This window comes from Fibrobacter sp., from assembly GCF_045601785.1.
GTDB lineage: Bacteria > Fibrobacterota > Fibrobacteria > Fibrobacterales > Fibrobacteraceae > Fibrobacter.
This window is the reverse complement of the sequence record NZ_JAZSAF010000064.1, coordinates 119,454-143,180: the sequence shown is the minus strand read 5'-3', so window position 1 is coordinate 143,180 and position 23,727 is coordinate 119,454. Positions and strand designations below refer to the sequence as shown.

Sequence of the window (23,727 nt, the reverse complement as noted above, 5' to 3'; positions counted from 1 at the left end):
AAAGAACGTCATTGCGAGGAACCGTAAGGTGACGAAGCAATCTATAGTGAATTTTGAAAATGATTTTTGTGAAGAATAAAACAAGTTTTATGAAATCTGTAATGGCGACTATGGCGCTTGCTGTAGCGCTCGTGCCGTCGGCAACGCATGCGACTATTGATACGATTGCGGTCGATGTGGGAATTTCGGTTTTTAAGACGATGCCCATTGGAGTTGTCCCCTTTACCGAACCCAAGGGCGCCATCGAATGGATCGAAGAAAAACCACACCAGATTGTGACGCGCGATGCGAACCTTTCGGGGCGTTTTGATGTGATTGCTTCGGACAAGTTCAACCTGCCGCTTTTCAGCAAGGCACATGCCAAGCACTATGTGACCGGCAAGGTGACTCCGGTGGGTGGAAAGCTCAAGCTGGAATGCTACCTGTATGTGGCACAGACTAAGGACATGCTGCTCGGTGAATCGTACACGGTGGAACAGAAGGACTTGCGCCGCGCGATGCACCATTTCTTTGACGAAGTAATCTATAGGCTGTGGGGCGAGCGCGGCGTGGCCTCGACAAAGCTTGCCTATGTGTCGAAGATCGATGGAGTCAAGCAGGTGGTGGTCTCCGATTACGATGGATTCCATCGCAGCCAGATAACCAAGGATTCGACCATCAGCATGATGCCGGTGTGGATGAAGGGAAACGTGGGACTTTACTATGTGAACTTCAAGACGCACCGTCCAAAGCTTTACTCGAAGCCTTTTGGCGGACCCGAAAAGTCTGTGTTCCCGCAGCTTGATCAGACTTACAGCCCTGCGGTGAACCCGAAGACGGGGGAGCTCTTGTTCTCGAGCACGGTTGACGGAAAAACCGACCTGTTCATCGGAAATCCAGCCACGGGTAGTGCTAGAAAGTTTGCCTATCTGAAATCCAACCAGACGAGCCCCGCCTGGAGTCCGTTTGCATCTGAAGTCATGTTCACCAGCGACCGCGGTGGCGGACCGCAGATTTTTGTGATGGGACGTGACGGTTCCGACTTGCGCCGCGTGACCTTCATGGGGCGTTACAATGAACGCGCAGCGTGGTCGCCCGAAGGGGACCGCATCGCCTACACTTCGATGGATGCAGGCCACATGAACATCTACACCTGCGCTCTCGACGGCTCCGACATTGTGCAGCTCACGAACAACGCGGGTAACAATGAACATCCGACATGGTCTCCCGACGGTAAGCTGATTGCTTTTGCGAGCAACCGTAGCGGATCTTACCAGATTTACATTATGAGAAAGGATGGTTCGAACGTGACGCGCATTACCAATTCCGGTGAGAACACGTCTCCGACCTGGTCTTTCTTCTACGACGATATTAAACAACAACAAAAGGAAGGTGAAAAATGAAGAACCTTGTGAAACTCGCTCTTGTGGCTTCTGCAGCCGCACTCTGCCTTGTCGCTTGCGCGAAGAAGGAACCGCCGAAAACTGAACCGACGGCTGAACCCGCCCCTGCTGCCGAAGCGGCTCCTGCTGCCGAACAGGCTGCCCTGAATGCGGATTCCCTCGCTGCCGAACAGGCCCGTCTTGAAGCTGAACGCATCGCTGCCGAGCGCGCTCGCCTCGAAGCCGAACGCGCCCGCCTGGAAGCGCTTATAAACCAGATCATGAGCGAAGATGTCTACTTTGACTTTGACCGCTCGGAACTTACCGAAAAGGCCAAGGAACTTTTGGCCCAGGTGGGTGAGCTCCTGATCAAGGAAAATCGTTTTACGATTACCATCGAAGGCCATACCGATGCTCGCGGTACCGAAGACTACAACTTCACACTGGGTGCAAAGCGCGCCATGAAGGTGAAGGAGTTCCTCGTTGCCTACGGTATCGACAACAAGCGTATGGAATCGGTGAGCTACGGTAAGGAAGCTCCGAAGGTTGAAGGGGCTACCGAAGAAGCGTACTCCCAGAACCGCCGCGCGAACTTCCGCGTGAATATCAAAGAGTAAAATTTTTCGTAATGAAAAATGAAGAATGGTTGAATTTTTTCATTTTGTCAAAACACTGATATGAAACGAATTCTTATTACTGCGGGTTTTGCCGCGATGATCTTGACGGGTTGCAGCCAGATGACTGTACTCCGTACACAGGAAATGAAGGCTGTTGGAAGCGAAGTCGAAATGCGACTGGATTCTGTAGCTGCGCAGCTTGCTCAGCAGAACGATTCCTTGCGGGCCGAACTTGATTCGACCAAGGCGCTCCTCGAAGCCTCTTCGCTCGCGCAGAAGCGCATGCAGGCTGAAATCACCATGCTTTCGCGCCGAGTCTCCGACGAGTCCGAACGTAACGATTCCAGACAGGAAGAAATCATCTACCGCTTGGACATGTTGCTCGGCAAGTCCGACAAGATCTTGGCGAAGAAGGTGGTCGTGAGTGGAGCGCCTGCTCCGGTGTCGATGGATAGCCTCGAACGTGAAGCCGAAAAGCTGGTTGAAGCCGAAGCGATGTTCAATACGGCCCGTTCCGATTACCACCGTGGCGAATTCAAGCTCGCTTACAATGGATTCAAGCAGGTCTACGAGCAGATGAAGCAGGGTGAACTTGCTGAGAATTCGCTTTACTGGATGGCGCTTTGCCTGATTGACGTGAACCAGGTGGACAAGGCGAAAAAGGTCTTTGCGCGCATGTCGGAAGCCTTCCCCGACGGTGTGAAGACTTGTCCCGCCCTGTTCAAACTGTCTAACCTGTATGGCGAAGATTGCGACATCGACATGCAGAAGCAGTACCTGCAGAAGATTCTTTCGACGAAATCCTGCGAAAAGTCTGCCGAATTCGAGCAGGCTGCCGAAAGGCTGCAGGAAATCTTGGAAAAAGAAGACAAGAAGGCGGCCGGTGAACCGGTGGACGCCTGCGTGCCTGTTGTTCGTGAGGCGGCACCTGCGCCAGCTCCTGCTCCGGTGAGCGAAACCGAAACTCCTGCGGCAGAAACTTCCGCTCCGGTTGCCCCTTAGTCAGAAACAATTAAGTTTAACGGTCCATGCTTTGCAGGGACCGTTTTCTGTATAAAAATGTCCTGGAACAGGCTTGAATTCTTGACGAAACATCATACCTTGTCTACATTTGAAAAAAAAAGTTAGGAGCTTTTATGAAAAAGTTTGCTTTAAAAATGGCTTTTGGCTCGGCAGCGCTCTTGGCACTTGTCGCCTGTTCGGAATCGGATGACGCCAACATCAGCACGAATATCGAGGAACTTATTGCCGAAAAGGAAATATCGTTCGATATCGACTGGACATTGCAGGCGGAAACCTACGATTCCCTGCCGACTTGCTCTTCGAATCACTCTGGCGATGTGGCGATTGTCCTCGACGACCGCGAAGCCTATACCTGCAGCGGCGGCGAATGGAAGTTTGTGCGAGACATCCTTGAATCGGTTGAAAAAGAAGACGATCTTCCGGAATGTTTTCCCAAGAACGATGGCGACATTATATGGGTGAAGGATGCTTCAAAGGCGTTCAAATGCGATCGCCGCAGCTGGAACGAAATCGAAATTTCGTCATCTTCGAGTGAAGAAGACGATGATGACGACAACGGAAGGAAAGTCGAAGAAGAGGAAGAAGACGAATTGCCGCTTTGCTCCAAGAGACGCGAAGGCAAGGAATGGGTTGTCGAATCCGAGAACAAGACTTACCTTTGCAGCGAAGGCGAGTGGCAGGAACTCAATGAGGAAGAAGAGCCTTCTTTGGATAATTCAGAAAAAAATGCCGAGGATTCGGTTCTTGTTTATCCGGATGAGAGTTCGTCGAGTGCAGAAATTGTCATAATCGTTCCGACATCTTCTGATTCTGAAGTATCATCTAGCTCGGAAGAATCGTCTAGTTCGGAAGATTCTTCTGATTCCGAGGCATCGTCGAGTTCAGAAGAGTTAGAGGTATCCTCTAGTTCGTATTCGTTGGTTTTAGTGCCTTCAGACGCAGACATGTGGAGCGGATGGGCTTCTGAATACTATGTAAATACGGGAATTGATGCCGGTGCTGAAAATGCTGGTCTATGGTTTGAATATAATGATGCTGATGATGGTGGAAATTCTACGATAAATTGGCCTGTAGCCCGTGGCAATGAATACGACGCAGGTGCTTTTGATCCAGTTATTGATTATTGCGGGGGCATTTGCGGTATGTTCGAACTGAACGAGGGCTTTGATTATCCGTTTGTCGGTATTGGATTCAATATTGCCGGAAGCAAAACCATTGATGCTGAGCCGGAGCCTGCGGATGTCTCAGCTTGGGAAGGAATATGTATTGTATACACTCTAGACCGCACAGGCATATTGGAGATGGGCTTTACGGATTCTCTAGAACTCGCAATGGAATACGATGTTCCTAATAAGAGTCTTCCGAAATCGACTGTGGGTACTGTTAAAGATATTAAGTGGGATGAGTTCCAACAGGCAGGCTGGGGACGAGGTTTAAAGATTTCGGGTGAAGATGCCGCCAAGGAGCTTGTGTCATTGAAATTTAAAATTCAGGGATCGGTGCCGGGAGAATCTGGACACTTTAACGTGATGGCTGTGGGGCGTTACAAAACCTGCTCAATAAATAACTAGCTGATAAGCAAGAAAGCCCGGCAAATGCCGGGCTTCTTTCGTATAAGTCGTTCTGGCGCGGAGTCGGAAATCTTCGCTGATAGCCTTAAGGTTCGTCGGCGTCGATGACGACTCGTTCGACTTTTGCGCCGAGTTTTGCCATCTTGGCTTCGAAATCTTCGTAGCCGCGGTCTAGGTGGTAGATGCGGCTGATTTTCGTTTCACCCTCGGCGATTAACGCGGCGAGGACGAGTGCGGCAGATGCGCGCAGGTCGGAGCCCATGACGTCGGCGCCTTCGAGCGGGAGCCCGCCCTTGATGGTGGCGGTGTTGCCGCTGAGCGTAATGTTTGCGCCCAGGCGTTCCATTTCGGCTACATGCTTAAAACGGTCGTTGTAGACGGTGTCCTGGATGACGCTGTTGCCGGGAACCGAGAGGAGCGTTGCCATAAGCGGCGCCTGCATGTCGGTGGGGTAGCCCGGGAAGGGGAGCGTCTGGATGGTAATTGGCTTGAGTTCTTGGCCGCGGGCATCGACTTCGGCCCAGTCGGGGCCTACGGACACCTTGCAGTTCATGTCGCGGAACGCATCGAGGGTTGATGCGATGTGTTCGGGAATGATCTTGGTGACTCTCACGCGGCCACGCGTAATGGCGGCACCACAGAGGAATGTGCCTGCCTCGATGCGGTCGGGAATGGTGACGCCATTACCCGGGCGTAGAGTCTCTACGCCCTGCACCGTAAGGGTGCGCGTGCCGCGCCCCTGGATTTTTGCTCCCATACCGATGAGGTAGTCGACGAGGTTGTCAATTTCAGGTTCCAGGGCCGCGTTCTGCAGCACGCTCGTGCCCTTGGCAAGCGTTGCTGCCATGAGCACGTTCACCGTGGCGCCCACGCTCGAAATTGGGAAGTGGAATGTACCTCCCGGTAGGCGCCCGTCACAGGTGGCTTCCACGTATCCGTGAGTCACCGTAATCTTTGCACCGAGCGCCTCGAGCCCTTTCAGGTGAAGGTCGACCGGGCGCGGGCCCCAGGCGCATCCGCCGGGGAGAGACACGCGGCAGCGTCCAAAACGGGCAACGAGTGGACCCAGCACATAGAAACTTGCGCGCATGGTTTTCACGAGCTCGTAGGGGGCTTCCAGGTGGTCGGCGTTACGGGTGTCGATCTTTAGACAGTGCGCTTCGCCGCTGATGTGGCAACCGATGACTCTCAGCACGTCGGACATGGTCTTCATGTCTTTCAGGTGCGGCACGTTCGTAATCTCGGAAACGCCGTCGGCCAAGAGGGCTGCTGCCATCACGGCGAGCACGGCGTTCTTTGCGCCAGAAATTTCAACTTCGCCGTCGAGCGGCTTTTTAACTTGAGGAACGATAAACTGGTACATGATAAATTCAGATTTCGAAATTATGAATTCGGAATAGTTTCCCTGAAAAAATATAGCAATTCCAAACCACTGTCTACTTCCTACTGTCTACTTCTTTAATCTTGTCGTGCACAACTCTTGTATGTGCAATCCAGTCGTGCAGGGCGCGGCGCTTGGGGTCGACCATCACGATCAGGTAGCCAAGTCCGTAGAACATGAGTGTAATTTGCGTGAAAAGACTCGCTAAGAAGCGTGCGAGAGATTCGAACCAACTGAGATTTTCTCCCTGCGATGTTTCGACATGAACCTTCATCAGCAACTTGCCGGGGGTTGCCGCCTTGAGCTTCGTGAATAGGACAAAGTAAATTGCCTGGGCAATTCCCCAGATGACAAGAAATGTGTGCATCCCGGGAATGTTCAGCACATCCGTCAGGGCCTTGTCGGATGTGGGGTCGTTGATATAGATGTTCATGGCGCTTTCAACGGTGCTCAGGTCGATAAACTGCATGGCACTCATGACCATGATGATAAGGACACCGACTACAGACAAAATAAAATTGTCGATGAAGTAGGCTGCCCCCCTGACAAAGAATCCGGCATACCTTTTGCCATTGTTGTGCTCGGCGATGATCGTCTCGAGCGCCTTGCGGATCTGTTCTTCGTCAGAAAGGGGGATTTCCTTGGATTCCTCGGTATCTTTCCAGTGTACCCAGGCTTCCATTCCAGAATGCCAAACGAGAGTTTCGTCTTTTATGGCGCCTTGTTTTACAAAATCACGGATTTCGTCGATATTGTAAGGACCTTTGCGTCGTTCTCCGTCAGTTACGGTTTCATCTATAAAATACCATATCATACGTGGTAAATGTAGAAATTGACGAGAGAGCAGGCTTCGCCCTACAGACGAGAGACGAGAAAAAAACTAAATTTAGGGGGTATGATGAATTTCAAGGTTGGCCAACGCTACGTAAGTCAATCGGAACCTACACTCGGGCTTGGGATAGTCACCGAAGTGCAGGACCGTATTGTGAAAATTTCTTTCCCTGCAGTTAAAGATGTCCGTTGTTATCGTTCCATGGGAGCTCCTGTGGATCGTTTCGAGCTGTCGGTGGGTGATACCGCCAAAAGCGAAAAGGGCGTGTCCTTCACGGTTGATTCGGTGAGTGAAGTTGATGGTCTGCTTGTTTACAAGGGCCGTGCCGGTCGCTCGATGAAGGAATCGGAACTTAACGCCAAGATATCGATTGCGCGTCCATCTGACCTGTTCAAGGCACTCATGGAAAATCGGGTTTCCAATATCAACCAGTTCCAGCGTCGTGAATCGGCCATGGAGCTTTCCTGCAAGTGGATTTCTTCGCCAGTTCGAGGCATGATTGGTCCGCGTACATCGATGATACCGCACCAGTATTACCTGTGCCAGCGTGCCTGCTCGTCTTCTACGCTTCCGCGTCTGATGCTTTCCGACGAAGTCGGCCTTGGAAAGACGATCGAAGCGGGTATGATTTGGCATGCGCTCAAGGCTCGCGGCCGCCTCACCCGCACCTTGATTATTGTGCCCGAAACTCTAAAGCACCAGTGGCTTGTCGAAATGAAGCGCCGCTTCAACCACCTGTTTACGCTGCTGGACGAGGGCTTCATCAAGGGACTTTTCGTGATGTACGAAGAAGATGAACGCCCCAATCCTTTTACGGTTTCAAACGACATCATCTGTTCGATCGACTTCCTGATTAAGCAGCCCGCCCTGATCGAGGATTTGCTCAAGACGAATTGGGACATGGTGATTATTGACGAAGCGCATCACCTGGTTTGCGAAGACGGCTTTACGAGTGCCGAGTACATGCTTGCCAACGCGGTCATCCAGCGTTCCAAGGGGGTGCTGCTCTTGACGGGTACACCGCTGCAGTTCCACCCGGAATCGCAGTTCAACCGCCTGAAGATGCTAGATCCGGTACGCTTTGCGGACTACAACAACTTCATTAAGGACCAGGACGCCTACCGCAAGCTGGTGAACGAACTGAACAAGCTTCCGACCGAGCCTGGCCAGCAGATGAGCTGGGATGACTTGAACGAATGTGTTCCGAAGAAGTCGATGATTCGCCCCTGGCTAGAACAGGAAAGCGCAAAGAGCATGCCCGCCGACGAATGGATACGCCGCATCGTGGATGCCGTGGGTACGGGTTCTGTGGTGTTCCGCAATACCCGTAAGGGTGTGGGCGGGTTCCCGAAGCGTATTCTTGATGAAGTCGCGCTAGAGCCGAATCCGAAATACCGCGACATGGTGAATGTTGCCGCCGCGAGCGACTTGGACCTTTCAACCGACATCCAGGAAAACGGCCTTCTGTGCACGGAGTATTCCGATGCATGGGCTCTCGACGAACGCTATGTGTGGCTCAAGGGATTCCTGAAGGAGCACGCGAAAGACAAGGTGCTTCTGATTTGTGAATCGATCCAGGTGGTGCAGGCGCTCGAATCGCTTTTGAACGAGTACATGGGCAAGGGCGCCTTCTCGATGTTCCATGAAAATATGACAATCATGGCGCGAGACAAGGCTGCTGCAAACTTCAGCAAGGAAAACGGCGCGAATCTGTTGATTGCCTCTGAAATCGGTTCCGAAGGCCGCAACTTCCAGTTTGCTCACCACTTGATTCTCTTTGACCTCCCGCTCGATGCCGCTCTCGTGGAACAGCGTATTGGCCGCCTGGACCGTATCGGCCAGACCGAAAACATCATTGTCCACGTGCCGTATGTAAAGGGCTCTGGACAGGAAGTCATGTTCCGCTGGTACCACAACGGCCTGAACGCCTTCGGCACTCCGATGATGAGTGGCGGTGAACTGTTCCTCAAGTACACCGACGAATTGATTGCCGCCCTTGCCGATCCGCAGACCCTGCTGCAGAACTTTATCGATAAGGTGATTCCGCAGGTGAAGAAAGATTGCGAATCCATGCGCAAGAACATCGAGAAGGGCCGTGACCGTTTATTGGAATTCAACTCCAGAAATCCGGCGAAGGCAAAGGAAATCACCGACGAAATCCTGAAGGTCGATGCTGATCCGGAATTGCAGACGCTGGTGTTCTCGTCGCTGATGGACCGGGGCCTTGAAATCGAGAAGAGCAGCATCAAGGGTTGCTTCACGATTACTATGGGTTCCCACATGGAGTCGGGTTCCATTCCTGGAATGCCCGATTTCTACGGCACGTCGGAAGTGAGTGGTCGTGTGACGCAGGGTGTTGAAAAATACAATGAGGATGTGAGTGAAACGGAAGATGGTGTTCCGGCCGAATCTGCACCTGCCTCGTCGAGCAAGATTGTGTCTTACGACAGCAGCGAAGATTCCCGCGTCTGCGACTCGTCTAGCCTGACGGTGACTTTTGACCGTAATGTGGCGATGATCCACGATGAAGTTGATTTCGTGAGTCTGGAACATCCACTTTCGCAGGGTGTTGTGGACTATGAGACTTCGCTTGAAAATGGCGCTGTCGCCTGCGAAATTTGGCCCGATTCGGGCATGCGCGGACTGTTGATGCAGTACAATTTTGCTGTCGACTTCTCCGTCTCTGACGAATGGGGTGTGTCGGATCTAGCCGGTCCCCATTACATTAGCGCCTTGGTGAATCCGATGGGCGAAGATATGTCGGCAAAACTTGCTGATTTGAAGAAGGCTTGCTTCAAGGATGTGCCTGTTCCGCAGGGCAATGCCGCCGTGAACATGACGCTCAAGTATTTCGGTAAAGAAGGTCTCGCGATTGCTCGTCGCATCGTGTCTGCCAAGGCAAAAGAAATTGCCGAGGTGGCCGCTGCCGCAGTCGAAGCACGCGCCGAACAGGAATACCAGCGTATGAACCATTTGCTTAGTATGCGTGGCAAGGCGGGCAACAACGCCCAGCTGCAACAGCTCCGCAAGAACGCCCAGGAATGGAAGAAGGTTATTTCGAACCCGCAACTTCGCCTAGACGCGATTAGATTGCTTGTTTGCCGTTAACAATGAACCATAAACAACTGTCTACTTCTAACTTCCTACTGTCTACAACTCATGAGTGAATTAAGAAAGAATATTCTCGATGAATCCCGCCGCATTGTGGTAAAGATTGGCTCGCGTATTTTGGTCGACTCCGAAAAAGGCGGCGTTCGTACTCGCTACATCCAGAAACTTGCCGATTCCGTGGCTCGCCTGATGGAAGCGGGCAAAGAAGTCGTGATTGTGACAAGCGGTGCCGTGGGAACTGGCATGAGCCAGCTGGGCTACAAGGAAAAGCCGACGGTGCTTGCTGAAAAGCAGGCCTGCGCTGCCGTGGGCCAGATTGACTTGATGTATGCCTACCGCGAAATGTTCCGTTGGATGCAGCTTTCGGTGGGCCAGATTCTTTTGTCTGCCGAAGACTTCCGCGACCGCAACCGCTACAAGAATTTGCAGAACACCATCAAGGCGATGCTTGCCCGTAAGATTGTTCCGATTATCAACGAGAACGATTCGCTCGCCGTTGCCGAAATCAAGGTGGGCGATAACGACAAGCTTTCGAGTGACGTGGCATTGTTCCTCGATGCCGACTTGCTTTTGATTTTCACCGACGAAGACGGCCTCTTCGATGACAATCCGAAGAAGAATTCGAATGCACGCCTTTTGCGCTTTGTGCCTGAAATTACGCCTGCAGTGCTTGCACTCGCGGGTAAGCCCGGTGAAACGGGTTCTGCGGTGAGTACCGGCGGTATGCGCAGCAAGCTCGAAGCCATCCGTAACGTGACCAAGAGCGGTTGCAATGCCTTCCTCGCGAGTGGCATGAAGGTGCTGCCGCACCAGGTGATTTTTGAAAATGCGCAGGGAACGCTCTTTGTAGGTTCCAAGAAAAAGCTCAACAGCCGTCAGCGCTGGCTCAGCTTCATTACGACTCCGCGCGGGGCCGTGGTGGTGGACGAGGGTGGCGTGAAGGCTCTGCGCGAAAAGCATTCCAGCCTGCTCCCTGTGGGTGTGTGCGCGGTGAAAAAGCATTTTGACAAGGGCGACCTGATTGAAGTCTTGAGCGAGACCGGCGAGCCGGTGGCACGCGGTGTCGCGAAGTTCGACAGCGAAACCTTGAAACTTGTGCTTCACAAGAAGACCGCCCAGATTCATGAACTCTTGGGCAAGGATGTCGCCGACGAACTCATCCACAAGAACGACTTGGTCGTGTTCTAGCTTAGAATGTCATCCCGGCCCCCGAGCCGGGATCTATTGGTAGATCTTGAACTGAAAATTTGTATTTTGGTAAGCGTATGGAAGAAAATCAGAATTTGGACGATTTGGCCGAAGAATCGGCGGAACTCCCGAAAGTCGAGAGCCAAGAGGATTTGGCCCGCATTATCCAGGCGCTGGTGTTTGCGTCTCCTGACATTGTGACGCTCAAGAAGTTGCGTGAAATTCTGGGCGATTTTCTGGATGCGCGCTTGGTGTCCGATGCTTTGATTGCGGCGAACGATTCGCTGAACAAGATTAATTCCCCGTTCGAAATCGTGGAACAGGCGGGAGGTTACCGTTTCCGCACGCGTGCCAAGTATTACCCGTGGGTGCGCAAGCTGTTCCCCGAGGCAAATGCCCGCAGGCTCAGCCAGGCGGCGCTTGAAACCTTGGCGGTCATCGCTTACCAGCAGCCGATTACCAAGGCTGCCATTGAACAGGTGCGTGGCGTGTCGTCGGTGGATGGCCCGATTCGTAACTTGCTCGACAAGGGCTTTATTGCGTTGGGTAGCCGCGCCGATACGGTGGGGAACCCCTATACCTACGTGACCACGCAGGAATTCATGAAGTATTTTGGCATCAACCGCATTCCCGAGGACCTGCCGCGACTCCGCGAATTCAGTGAACTTCTGGAAGCGGGTGCCCTGGTGCCGCAGTATGCTAAACCCGAATCGGTGAGCCCCGAAGAACCGGTGCAGCCCGAAGAAAATCCGGACCAGGTTGAATTGTCGATGGGAGATGCCTAATGGCTGTGACCCCGTTAATGCAGCAGTATTACGAGATCAAGAAACAGAATCCCGGCTGCATCTTGTTTTTTAGAATGGGCGACTTCTTCGAACTTTTCGAAGACGATGCTGTAGTTGCCTCGAAGATTTTAGGACTGACGCTCACAAGCCGCAACAACGGCGCCTCGGGAGCTACACCCTTGTGCGGGTTCCCGCACCATGCCGCGGACCGCTACGTGCCCAAGATGGTGGCGGCGGGTTACCGCATCGCCATTTGCGAACAGGTGGAAGACCCGAAACTTGCAAAGGGTATCGTCAAACGCGACATTGTAGAAATCATCAGTGCCGGCACCGCGATGGACGAATCGAACCTGAATGCGAAAGAGGCGAATTATCTTTGCGCATTCATTCCCGAAAAGGACTCGGTCTCGTTTGCGATTGCCGACGTGACGACTGGCTACTTGGCCGCGTGCAAGAGTTCGGTGCAGGCTTTTGAATGTGAATTCTGCCGCCGCATGCCGAAAGAAGTCGTGGTACCCGAAGGAACCGTGATTCCTAGCGGTGTGATGGATTTGATCCGCTCCGAAAACATTCTGGTGACAGAACTTCCGGCATTCCTGTTCGGCGAAGATTCCGCGAAGGATGTGCTGTTTACGCACTTTAAGGTCGAGGCTTTGGACGGTCTCGGCTTGGATGGGCGAGTGGTCGAAACCCAGGTGACGGGAGCGCTTCTCCAGTACCTGATGGACCAGAAGAAGTCCGAACTTTCGCATTTTACGACGCTCGAGATTCTGAATCTTGACGACTACATGACGCTTGATCCGAGTACGCTGCGTAACTTGGAACTGGTGCGCCCGCTGAATGCCGACGATATCAGCAGCACGCTTTGCTACGTGCTCGACTTTACGGTGACTGCCATGGGCGGGCGCAACTTGAAGGAATGGGTGAGTCACCCGCTGATTTCGGTGGACCGCATCAGGGAACGCGAAGAAGCCGTCGAAGAACTTGTCAATAATCCGGTCGCTCTTGACGAACTCAAGGAATCGCTGACTTCGATTCTCGATATGGAACGCCTGATGGGCCGTGTGGGTTCTGGCCGCGCGAATGCCCGCGATTTGGCGGGCATGGGCCGTTCGCTTTCGCAGGCATCCAAGGTGGCCGATGTGCTTGAAGGATTGAATTCGCCGATATTTGAACCGATGCGAGCGGCCCTCATTGCCGCCCGCGGCCGTGGCGAAGAACTCCTCTCGCAATTTAACGATGACTTGCCGCTGACCGTCCGCGAGGGCGGCATGATTCGCGCGGGTGCAAACGCGGAACTCGACGCCATGAACGAAGACATCAAGGAACGCCGCGAATGGATCGCCTCTTTGGAAGTCCGCGAGCGCGAGCGCCTCGGAATCCCGAGCCTGAAGGTGGGCTACAACCGCGTTTTCGGTTATTACATCGAAATTACCAAGGCGCAGATGGCGAAGGCCACGAGCCCGATTCCCGACGAATACATCCGCAAGCAGACAACGGTGAACGGCGAACGCTACATTACGCCCGAGATGAAGGAATGCGAATCCATCATCAGTAATGCCGAAGTCAACATTCACGCGCTGGAATACAAGATTTTCTGCGAACTGCGCGAGCGCGTGAACAGCTGGCGTGCTGAACTGCAGGAAATCGCAAATGCGATTGCCCATGTGGATACGCTTTACAGCTTTGCCCGCGCCGCCCGCAAGTACAATTACGTTTGCCCCGAAGTCTTCGAAGGTTCGGGTATTGAAATCAAGGGTGGTTTCCATCCGGTGATTGTCGCGGTCAATTCCGACCTGGACTTTATCCCGAACGATGTGAACCTTTCGCCCGAAGCGACCCGCCTGATGCTCATTACGGGCCCGAACATGGCCGGTAAATCGACTTACCTGCGCCAGACGGGTCTCATTGTGCTCATGGCGCAAATCGGCTGCTTTGTGCCTGCCGAAAGTGCCCGCATTGGCGTGGTGGACCGCATCTTTACGCGCGTGGGTGCCAGCGACCGCCTGAGCCGCGGCCTTTCGACGTTCATGGTCGAAATGATTGAAACCGCAAACATCTTGCGCAATGCGACTTCGCACAGCCTGGTGCTTCTCGACGAAATCGGTCGCGGAACCAGTACCTTTGACGGCCTCTCGATTGCGTGGGCGATTGTGGAAACTCTGCACGATGAACCGGCCCGCGCCGCCATCACGCTGTTTGCGACGCACTACCACGAACTCACGGGCCTTGTAGAAAGCCTTGAACATGCCGGAAACTTCCAGGTGGGTGTTCAGGAAAAGGGCGACAAGCTCATCTTCTTGCACAAGATTCTTGAAGGTGCTTGCGACTCCAGCTACGGTATACACGTGGCCGAAATGGCTGGCCTTCCGAACAATGTGCTGCGTCGTGCGCGCAAGATTCTTTTGCGCCTCGAAAAGCAGAAGATTGACCCGAGTGATGGTGCTACCCACAAGAAGCTCATGGAAAAGCCGCAGGTCGATTTGTTCGCTCCCCCCGACGAATCTACGCAACTTCTTAAAGAAGAAATCCGCCGCTTAAAGCCCGAAGAAATGACCCCGATGCAGGCGCTCCAGTGCCTGATGGACCTGAAGGAGCACTACGGAAAATAGGTCGGTGCTCCGCACCTCTGAGCAGTGAGGTCGCGACGGGTCGTCGCTTTGGGCTATGAGATGTTTGCCATGAAATGTTTTTTATATCTTATTACAAAGAGCCTCGAAGGTCACCGTAGGTGACCGCGCTCATACCTCATTGCTCATACCTCTATGCTAGACTTCGCCGCTTTACAAGAGTTTGTCTATAGCAATCGGATCGTGGATTCGACGATTCATGGACTTTCTCATTGGCGGCAGGTGGAATTCAACGGTTTGCTCCTTGCACCCATTACAGGTGCCGACGTGACGGTCGTGCGGCTGTTCGCTCTCTTTCACGACTGCAAGCGCGAAGATGACGGCTACGATGGCGAACATGGCGAGCGCGGAGCTGCCTTTGCCAAGGAATGCTTCGAAAAAGGCCTTCTCGAAATTACGCAGGAACAGTTTGATAAGCTGTACCATGCCTGCTTCTACCACACCAAGGAACATCAGACCGATGATCCGACCATCAACACCTGCTACGATGCCGACCGCCTAGACCTCGGCCGCGTGGGCATGTCGCTCAATCCGAAAAAGATGGCTACCACTCCGGGTGCAAGAATCGCCCACAAGTCGTTGCGGGCGAAAGTTGATGTCTATGAAATGCGCGAATGGCTAAAGACGGTTAATCTTTAACTCGCGAAATTAACCGGCAAAATTCTTTCCGAGAATCGCAGAGACATTTTTTAGAATGCCTTCTGCAACGTCGGGCTTGTTCATCGAATAAACGTGAATGTTGGTGATACCATTGGCGTACAGGTCAATAATCTGATCGCTTGCGTAAATGATTCCGGCCTGCTTCATGGCTTCGGGGTCGCTTCCGAATTTGTCGACCAGCGACTTAAAGCGCTGCGGCATAAATGAACCAGAAAGCTTGATGGCGCGTTCTACCTGGTTTGCATTCGTAATCGGCATGATGCCGGGGAGCACCGGGCAGTTGACGCCTGCATCGCGCAACTTGTAGAGAAAACTGAAGAACAAGTTATTGTCGAACACCATCTGCGTGGTCAAAAAGTCTGCGCCGGCGTCCACCTTTTCCTTGAGGTGCTTGATGTCTTCGGCCTGGTTGGCGCTTTCGGGGTGCTTTTCGGGGTAGCAGGCGGCGCCAATGCAGAAGTCTGCATCGGATGCCTTGAGTTCGCGGATGAGCTCGACGGCGTAGTGGTAGTCGCAGTTGTCGCGGCCCTTTTCGATGAGTTCCGGGGTCAAGTCGCCGCGGAGTGCCATGACGTTCTTGATGCCAGCAGCCTTCATGTCTTCGATGCGCTGGTGCACGGTTTCCTTGCTGCTGGAAACGCAGGTAAGGTGGGCGAGCATCGGAATGCCGAACTTTTGCTTGAGGTTTTTGGCAATATCGAGTGTGAAATGGCTGACGCCGCCGCCTGCGCCGTAGGTAACGCTCATAAAGGAGGGACCGAGCGCGGCGATAGATTCGGTGGCTGCCTTTACGCTTTCGAAGCTCGTCTCTTTTTTAGGCGGGAACACTTCGAACGAAAGGCTCATCTTGTCTTGCTTCAGAATGTCTACAATCTTCATAATCTCTCCGTGGGCGGGTCGAACCGGCACCCTAGGTCTATGCAAATATTTTAATATATGCATAAATATAGATAAAGTTTATGATAGCGGCAACCGGAATTATGAAATATTCAGTGAAAACCTGAAATTTTTTTCTATATTTGCGCCACAACGCTCGAGTAGCTCAGTTGGATAGAGCAATTGCCTTCTAAGCAATGGGTCGTGGGTTCGACTCCCGCCTCGAGTATAAATAGCCTGGACACCTTTATGGTGTCTAGGCTATTTATTTTTGTAAGCGGTCGAACCCACGACATGTAATTGTGGGTTCGATTACGGCGCAGGGCGAGAGTCGCGGACAAATTTATTTGTCCATGACCGAGCCCCAGCCGGAACTGCTCGGCAAAGCCGAGCAGCCTCCCGCCGGCAGATGCAATAGAAGCGGTGTAGCCTCCCGCCGCTTTTCAAAAAAAACGCCCGGATCGATTGCTCGATCCGGACATTCCATAAGGAGTAGAATCTAGCGGCTAGCCGATTACATCATGCCGCCCATGCCCATGGACGGATCCATGGCAGGAGCTGCCGGCTTCGGTTCCTTCTTTTCGGCGATCACGCAGTCAGTGGTAAGAATCATCGAAGCGATGGAGGATGCATTCTTGAGGGCCGTACGGGTCACCTTGGCCGGGTCAATCACGCCAGCCTTGATGAGGTCTTCGTAGGTGTCAGTCTTCGCGTTGTAGCCGAAGCTGTCCTTGCCTTCCTTCACCTTGTTCACCACCACAGAGCCTTCGAGGCCAGCGTTCTGGACAATCTGACGGAGAGGTTCTTCGATAGCGCGGCGAATGATGGCTGCACCAGTCTTCTGGTCGGCGTTATCGAACTTGAGGGCGTCAATAGCCTTTTCGGCGCGGATGAGGGCTACGCCACCACCCGGAACGATACCTTCTTCGACGGCAGCGCGAGTTGCGTGCATAGCGTCGTCGACGCGGTCCTTCTTTTCCTTCATTTCGACTTCGGTAGCGGCACCGACCTTGATCACGGCAACGCCGCCAGCGAGCTTGGCCAGGCGTTCCTGGAGCTTTTCGCGGTCGTAGTCGCTGGTGGTAGCTTCGATCTGCTTCTTGATCTGGGCAATACGGCCCTTGATAGAAGCGGCGTCACCGGCACCTTCGACGATCGTGGTGTTGTCCTTCGTGATAGTAATAGACTTGGCCTGGCCGAGCACAGTCACCGGAGCGTCTTCGAGCTTAGCTCCAGTGTCTTCGGAAACCAGCATACCGCCCGTGAGGATAGCGATGTCTTCGAGCATGGCCTTACGACGGTCGCCGAAGCCCGGAGCCTTGACGGCAGCAACCTTCAGGGTGCCGCGCATCTTGTTCACGACGAGCGTTGCGAGAGCTTCGCCATCGACGTCTTCGGCGATGATGAGGAGAGACTTGCCCTGCTTTGCCACGTGTTCGAGCATCGGCAGCAAATCCTTCATGGTAGAAATCTTCTTGTCGTACAGCAAGATGTACGGATTTTCGAGGGCTACTTCCATGCTGTCGGTGTTAGTGACAAAGTACGGAGAGAGGTAGCCGCGGTCAAACTGCATACCTTCGACAACGTCGAGAACGGTTTCAGCGGTCTTGGATTCTTCGATGGTGATCACACCGTCGTTACCGACCTTTTCCATAGCGTTGGCGAGGAGCTCGCCAATTTCGGGGTCGTTGTTTGCAGAAATCGTTGCGACCTGGGCAATGTGTTCCTTGCCGTTGATCTTCACGGCCATCTTGCCGATTTCTTCGATGACGGCGTCAACGGCGGCGTCCATGCCGCGCTTGATATCCATCGGGTTTGCGCCGGCGGCCACGTTCTTGAGGCCTTCGCGAGTAATAGCCTGGGCGAGCACGGTAGCGGTGGTGGTACCGTCACCAGCAGCGTCGCTCGTCTTGTTGGCGACTTCCTTGGCCATCTGGGCGCCGAGGTTTTCGTAGGCGTCTTCCAGTTCCACTTCCTTAGCGACAGACACGCCGTCCTTGGTGACGTTCGGGGCGCCGAAGGCCTTTGCGATCATCACGTTGCGGCCCTTAGGACCGAGGGTGACCTTGACTGCGTTGGCGAGTTTGTCGACACCCTTCATCAGGGATTCGCGAGCTGCTACATCAAACTTAAGTTGCTTTGCCATTTTGTTTTTTCCTTTTTTTATAAACTTTTTTTAGATTGTGGGGTGTGGGGTATGAGGTCGCTTCGCTTTGGGGTATGAGCACGCTCTCTCCGAGAGCTTTGAGCAAAAGTTAGGCGCCAAAGGCGCGATTGTTTAGCCCATACCTCAAAGGCACGTAGTGCCGAGCTCATCGCCCATTCCTCTTACAGAGTAGCGATGACGTCCGATTCCTTCACGATCAGGTAGTTTTCGCCATCGACGGAGACTTCCGTTCCGCTGTACTTGCCGTAGAGAACCACGTCGCCGACCTTGACTTCCATGGCGACGAGTTCGCCCTTGTCGTTCTTGCGGCCCGGGCCCACTGCCACGACCTTACCCTGCATGGGCTTTTCCTTGGCGTTGTCCGGAATGAAGAGACCCGAAGAGGTCTTCTGTTCGGCTTCTGCCGGCTTGACGACGATTCGATCTGCAAGAGGCTTAATCATTTTCACTTTTCCTTTTTTGCGGGCTTTTGCGCCCTGATTGAACTTTTTAGTCCAAGTTGGACTATTTTTTGTTTCGACCACCATAAAGCAATTTTCGTGCCAATCCCTTTTAAGGGGGCGATGCCTAAAAATGCGCGAAATGGGGCCGGTTTGGGCGCGTCCTGCGTTTCATTTTGAAACTTGGTTGAATCGTCAAAGTTGTGTGTTTAAAAATGAAACAGTGTTCTGCCTAATTCGTTTTGGCTGTTCTGAAATGTAGACTTAAAATGTGGACTTAAAATGTGGACTTTTTATTTTCAAAAATATTTTGCAATTGAAATTTGATGTGTAAATTTTTAAAATAATGTAGACTTTTTTATAAATATTTGATTATATTTAGAAAAGGAAATGCTGTGAAATATTGTTGTCCGAAGACTACGAATAAGAATAATTTGTGTTCGCTTCTGTTCTTATGGAGATAAATTAGCAGTAATGCCATCGAAAATGGAGTTTATATGGGTATTGGTTTAAAAACATCGGCAGTTTTTGCTGGAGCGGCATTGGCCTTTGGGCTTGCGTCGCCCTCTTTCGCGGCTCAGCGCCAGATGGAAAATCTTTCGCGCGGTCTTGCGGTCACGAACACGGGCAAGGGTGTGCTCGTGAGCTGGCGCTTGTTGGGTACTGACGCTCCGGACACGGAATTCAATCTCTACCGCGATGGCGAGAAAATCGCCTCCATCGGTAAGACGGCTGGCACGAACTACTTGGATGCTGCCGGAAAGACGACTTCCGAATACACGGTAGCTGCAGTAGTTGGCGGCAAGGAGGGGGCGAAGCAGGCTGTTTCCGTGGTGCTCGACAAGACGGTTTCGAACAGCGGGAATAGCTTTCCGTACAAGACTATCAAGCTTGAAGTCCCTGCGGCGCAGACGATGCCCGATGGCGAAACCTGCACCTATGTCCCGAACGACATGAGCGCTGCCGATCTCGATGGCGACGGCGAATACGAACTTATTTTGAAGTGGGACCCGAGCAATGCTCACGACAACTCGCAGGGCGGCTACACGGGTACGGTATTCATCGATGCCTACAAGCTCGACGGTACGCGCCTTTGGCGTATTGACCTCGGTAAGAATATTCGCGCGGGTGCTCACTACACGCAGTTCCAGGTGTTTGACTACGATGGCGACGGCAAGGCAGAAATGATTGTGAAGACTGCCGACGGTACCATTGACGGTACGGGCAAGGCGATTGGCGACAAGTCGAAGGATTACCGCAGTTCGGGCGGAACGATTCTTGATGGTCCCGAATACTTGACGGTGTTCCGCGGTGTCGATGGCGCTGCGATTTCGACGGTTACGTACGAACCGAGCCGAAACATCAACCAACACGTCAAGGGCAAGGAGGGGCATGGCTACTGGGGCGATAACTACGGCAACCGCTGCGAACGCTACCTGGCGGCAACGGGCTACCTGGATGGAGTGCACCCGAGTGCAATCTTTGCGCGTGGCTACTACAGCTCCTCCTATGTGGCTGCCTACGATTTTGACGGAAAGGACTTGAAGTTGCGTTGGCTCCACAAGTCCGAAGACCCGGACAAGGGGCTTTACGGCGAAGGAAACCACAGCCTCCAGGCGGCAGACCTCGATGGCGACGGCTACGATGAGGTGTTCTTCGGTGCTGCGGCGCTGAACCACGATGGTACTCTGCGTTACCGCACGGGTCTCGGTCATGGCGATGCCCACCATATCGGCGACCTGGATCCGGACCGTCCGGGCCTTGAATCCTGGGACGTGCACGAACATACGGACGCCAAGTATACCGATGAACTCCGTGCAAACGATGGCACGATTATCTGGGGAACTCCGCAGCCGAATCCTGGCGTAGACAACGGCCGTGGCATGGCTGCCGATGTGGATTCGACCCATCGCGGTTACGAAATGTGGTCTGCGAAGGGTGGTGGAATGTTTACCGTAAAGCACGAAAAAATCGGTACGCCTTCAGTGTCGCAGAACTTCCGCATTTACTTTGACGGCGACCTGCAGGATGAGCTCCTGGATGGCGCCTATGTGACCAAATTCAATTCTAAGGATATCAAGTCCGAAGTCTATTTCGATGGTCCCAAGGCTCTCGGTGCTACGGGTTGCAATGGCTCCAAGAATACGCCGAGCCTCGTGGCCGACCTCTTTGGTGACTGGCGCGAAGAACTGGTGGTGCGTAGCGAAAAGGACCCGACCACGATATACATTGTCTCGACTCCGGTGACGTCTCCGTATCGTCTTTATACGTTGATGCACGATGCTACATACCGCACTGCTGTCGCTTCCGAAAATACGGCCTACAACCAGCCGCCTCATCCGGGATACTTCTTGCCCGATATGGCGAAGTCGCTCAAGCAGCCGAGCATCTTCGTAGTGGGCGAGGATCCGACTCCGGCCGATACGACCCCGGTGGTGAACAACGGCAAGTCTGAACTGGATGCCTCTACCCCGAAGGATGGCAAGGGCTGGACTCAGAGTGAAAACGAAGGCTTCCTCAAGAACGGCTATTATAACTTTGACAATGCGCTTTCGAGCTACGGCACTTGGGAAATCTTCTCGAAGACCGAGGCGAAGACGACGCTTACTGTGCGCTTCACGAACGGTGGCACGACCTCCCGCAACATGGCGGTGAACGTGAACGGCGCTTCTGCCGGCACGATTAGCTTCCCCTCGACAGATGCCTCCTGGACGACGTATTCCGAAGCCAAGGTTGATGTGAAATTGGTTGCGGGCGTGAACACGATTACGTTTACCTCGATGACGAGTGACGGCGGCCCGAACTTCGACATGTTCACTTTCGGCATTGACGGCGTGGAACTTTACGACGGTACGCAGGTGCTGCCTGAAATTCCCGAGGCCGCTTTGGCTGCGGTTCCGTTCAGGAACGGCGTAATGTTTAACCCCGCAAGTGGAGTGCTCTTTACGCCTAGGGCGGGTTTTGCAGAAATTTACTTCTACGACATGTCCGGTGCGATGCGCCTGGGTATCTCGAAGAATGTCCCTGCGGGCTCTACAGCGATGGCGCTTGGCCAAGAACTGCTCCCGAAGGGAATGTATTTCGTCAAGGTAAAACTTGACGGAAAAATCGTTTCGTCGAAGAAATTCGCGAAACAATAAACACCTCACTGCCTAGCTCTGGTCTTGCGAGTGTTTGGCTTAGGGCTAGGCTTTTTTGGATTTTTGTATGAAGATGCTTAGTAAAATCTGGCAGGGAGTCGTAATCGCATCGATGGTCGTCGCTCCGCTCACATGGTCGGCGGTGACCATTTACATGTGTGGCGATTCCACCATGCAGGACTGGGCTGAAGGTTACTACCCCAAGCAGGGACAGGGACAGGATTTCCATTTCTGGTTTGATCCGACCAAGGCGGCGGTGGTAAACCGTGGCCAGGGCGGCATGTCGCTCGGTGGTGGTGGTCTTGACAAGAAGGGCAATACCGCAGTCGGTTATTACGACATGTTCTTCAAGAAGGGCTGCTCCAACGGCAACTGCATCGCTGAAAAACTCAAGGCGGGCGACTATGTCGTGATCCAGTTCGGTATTAACGACGTGAACTACAGTACCGAAGATTTCTTTGCTTCGAACATGAAGAAGATGGTGAGCGATGTCCGTGCGAAGGGTGCGTACCCGATTATCATGAGCCCGATTCGTCGTAAGTATTATGATTCCCCGACGCAGATTCATAACAGCTACCGCGGCTACCCGGCACTGAACAAGAGCCTTGCCGAAGAACTCAACGTGCCGTTTATCGACATGAGTGAAATGGTCGCGAACTACATGATTTCTGTGGGTGAACGCTATGCGGAACAGTATGTCTTCAACTATGCGACCAAGTCTGAATACAGCAACTTGGGAAGCGACCAGACAGACGCTGTGCACTTGCAGATGAATGGGGCGAACGCTTTCGGGCGCATCATTACCGAACAGATGCGCGCGCATACGGACCCGATCGTGAAAAAGCTCGGTGACTATATGGCGCCCATGTACCAGGTGAGTGTCAAGGTGAGCCCCGAAGGTGCCGCAGAAGCGACTTCGATCAACGCCTATTACCCGCAGGGCATGACCGTGATGCTCAAGACTATTCCGAAGAGCGGCAAGAAGTTCTTGGGCTGGTACGACGGTAACGGCAACAAGGTTGGTGCTCCGAGCCGTTCGAACGTGAAGTCTCCGTACATTCATACGTTCGTGATGGGGAGCGCCTCGACGCAGTTCACGGCGGTTTACGAGGGCGGAACGGCGCAGAAATATAGCGGCGATGGTGCTGCGTTAACCGCATTCCCGACCACGACCCCGAAGAGCCTTGACGATGTGACGTTTGTTCCGTTTACCCCGATTGAAGGCAGCACGCTTGATACGGTGAAAATTGACAAGGATATCAAGAAATTCTTTGATGCAAGCACTCCGGATACGGCTGGAATCGGCTGGACTCAGAACGAATGGACTGGCTTTACGGGCGAAGGCTATTACAATCTGGATAATACGAATGCTTCGTTTGCCGCATATAAGGTCAAGTTCCCTGGCGCAGGCTATGTGACGCTTGCGGTGCGCTATGCAAACGGCGGATCGTCGGATCGTATGTTCAATGCTTATTTGGACCATGATTACCTTGTGAGTGCACCGCCGACGGGTGGTTGGGATAAGTGGGATACCGCCTACGTGGTGATGGATGCTCCGCAAGGTGAAGCCGAACTCAAGATCATGTCGCTTACGAGCGATGGCGCTCCGAACCTGGATGCCTTCGGTTTCAGCATTGACGGTGTGTGCCGCGCGGGCGAGGAATGCCCCATCGTCAAGGATTCGACTGATACGTCGACGACTATTTTGAATAAGGTTCGCGATGTGACTGGTTTTGCCATGCACGGCGAAATGCTCCGCTTTGCCGGTACGGAACGCGCCCATGTGAATGTGTTCGATATGCGTGGCCGACTGGTTGCGAAGAAGATTGTCGAAAACGCTTCTGAAGTTTCACTTACAACGATGGTGAAATCTACCGGACTCTACCGTGTTGTGGTGCACCAGGGCAGTGCAAAATTTGCGACAACCTGGGCGAAGGTGAGGTAG

The 23,727-nt window shown here is 53.2% G+C and carries 16 protein-coding genes and 1 tRNA gene; 12 read left to right on the top strand and 5 right to left on the bottom strand.

Features of this window, described 5'->3' with window-relative positions; translation table 11 throughout:
* The first annotated feature begins 89 nt into the window (after positions 1 to 89).
* The 4 genes from ACKI61_RS10665 to ACKI61_RS10650 all read left to right on the top strand — a co-directional run bounded on the left by ACKI61_RS10665 (position 90) and on the right by ACKI61_RS10650 (position 4,572).
* On the top strand, positions 90 to 1,382 hold the full coding sequence (locus tag ACKI61_RS10665) for a translocation protein TolB (RefSeq protein WP_407457696.1): 1,293 nt from the start codon (positions 90 to 92) through the stop codon (positions 1,380 to 1,382).
* Entirely contained in the window at positions 1,379 to 1,978 is a 600-nt protein-coding gene (locus ACKI61_RS10660; protein WP_407457695.1) for an OmpA family protein, read from the top strand. Before ACKI61_RS10665 ends, ACKI61_RS10660 begins: the two co-directional genes overlap by 4 nt.
* Positions 1,979 to 2,038: 60 nt before the next feature.
* Complete coding sequence (locus ACKI61_RS10655; protein ID WP_407457694.1) at positions 2,039 to 2,980, top strand: tetratricopeptide repeat protein; 942 nt, start codon at positions 2,039 to 2,041, stop codon at positions 2,978 to 2,980.
* Between the two features lie 134 nt (positions 2,981 to 3,114).
* The gene (locus ACKI61_RS10650) at positions 3,115 to 4,572 is read left to right on the top strand and encodes a hypothetical protein (RefSeq protein ID WP_407457693.1); all 1,458 of its coding nucleotides are present in this window, start codon (positions 3,115 to 3,117) and stop codon (positions 4,570 to 4,572) included.
* A gap of 85 nt (positions 4,573 to 4,657) precedes the next feature.
* Here ACKI61_RS10650 and murA read toward each other — a convergent pair whose 3' ends face one another.
* On the bottom strand, positions 4,658 to 5,935 hold the full coding sequence (gene murA, locus ACKI61_RS10645; protein WP_407457692.1) for a UDP-N-acetylglucosamine 1-carboxyvinyltransferase: 1,278 nt from the start codon (positions 5,933 to 5,935) through the stop codon (positions 4,658 to 4,660).
* Between the two features lie 73 nt (positions 5,936 to 6,008).
* Entirely contained in the window at positions 6,009 to 6,767 is a 759-nt protein-coding gene (locus ACKI61_RS10640) for an RDD family protein (protein ID WP_407457691.1), read from the bottom strand.
* A gap of 81 nt (positions 6,768 to 6,848) precedes the next feature.
* Between ACKI61_RS10640 and rapA the strand changes: the two genes are divergently transcribed.
* From rapA to ACKI61_RS10615, 5 genes are all read left to right on the top strand, one after another.
* A complete protein-coding gene (gene rapA, locus ACKI61_RS10635) occupies positions 6,849 to 9,893 on the top strand; it encodes an RNA polymerase-associated protein RapA (RefSeq protein ID WP_407457690.1) in 3,045 nt (1,014 codons plus the stop codon).
* A 51-nt stretch (positions 9,894 to 9,944) separates the two neighbouring features.
* A complete protein-coding gene (gene proB / locus ACKI61_RS10630; protein WP_407457689.1) occupies positions 9,945 to 11,084 on the top strand; it encodes a glutamate 5-kinase in 1,140 nt (379 codons plus the stop codon).
* 77 nt (positions 11,085 to 11,161) lie between these two features.
* Positions 11,162 to 11,869 carry an SMC-Scp complex subunit ScpB gene (gene scpB, locus ACKI61_RS10625; protein ID WP_072797100.1) on the top strand — a complete coding sequence of 236 codons (708 nt, stop codon included), beginning with the start codon at positions 11,162 to 11,164 and terminating at the stop codon, positions 11,867 to 11,869.
* On the top strand, positions 11,869 to 14,481 hold the full coding sequence (gene mutS / locus ACKI61_RS10620) for a DNA mismatch repair protein MutS (protein WP_073055696.1): 2,613 nt from the start codon (positions 11,869 to 11,871) through the stop codon (positions 14,479 to 14,481). Before scpB ends, mutS begins: the two co-directional genes overlap by 1 nt.
* A gap of 153 nt (positions 14,482 to 14,634) precedes the next feature.
* Entirely contained in the window at positions 14,635 to 15,138 is a 504-nt protein-coding gene (locus ACKI61_RS10615; RefSeq protein WP_407457688.1) for an HD domain-containing protein, read from the top strand.
* A 9-nt stretch (positions 15,139 to 15,147) separates the two neighbouring features.
* Here ACKI61_RS10615 and metF read toward each other — a convergent pair whose 3' ends face one another.
* Complete coding sequence (gene metF, locus ACKI61_RS10610; protein ID WP_407457687.1) at positions 15,148 to 16,038, bottom strand: methylenetetrahydrofolate reductase [NAD(P)H]; 891 nt, start codon at positions 16,036 to 16,038, stop codon at positions 15,148 to 15,150.
* 152 nt (positions 16,039 to 16,190) lie between these two features.
* On the opposite strand from metF, the gene ACKI61_RS10605 reads away from it, so the two are divergent.
* Positions 16,191 to 16,264, top strand: a tRNA-Arg gene (locus ACKI61_RS10605).
* Between the two features lie 285 nt (positions 16,265 to 16,549).
* On the opposite strand, the gene groL is transcribed toward ACKI61_RS10605, so the two are convergent.
* Positions 16,550 to 18,181, bottom strand: a complete 1,632-nt coding sequence (groL, locus tag ACKI61_RS10600) for a chaperonin GroEL (protein ID WP_298769826.1) — start codon at positions 18,179 to 18,181, stop codon at positions 16,550 to 16,552.
* Between the two features lie 182 nt (positions 18,182 to 18,363).
* Positions 18,364 to 18,645 carry a co-chaperone GroES gene (gene groES / locus ACKI61_RS10595; RefSeq protein WP_072797286.1) on the bottom strand — a complete coding sequence of 94 codons (282 nt, stop codon included), beginning with the start codon at positions 18,643 to 18,645 and terminating at the stop codon, positions 18,364 to 18,366.
* Positions 18,646 to 19,139: 494 nt separating this feature from the next.
* On the opposite strand from groES, the gene ACKI61_RS10590 reads away from it, so the two are divergent.
* Together ACKI61_RS10590 and ACKI61_RS10585 are read left to right on the top strand one after the other, a co-directional pair.
* A complete protein-coding gene (locus ACKI61_RS10590) occupies positions 19,140 to 21,782 on the top strand; it encodes a T9SS type A sorting domain-containing protein (protein ID WP_407457686.1) in 2,643 nt (880 codons plus the stop codon).
* Between the two features lie 67 nt (positions 21,783 to 21,849).
* Positions 21,850 to 23,727: a GDSL-type esterase/lipase family protein gene (locus ACKI61_RS10585; RefSeq protein WP_407457685.1), complete on the top strand. Its 1,878-nt coding sequence runs from the start codon at positions 21,850 to 21,852 to the stop codon at positions 23,725 to 23,727.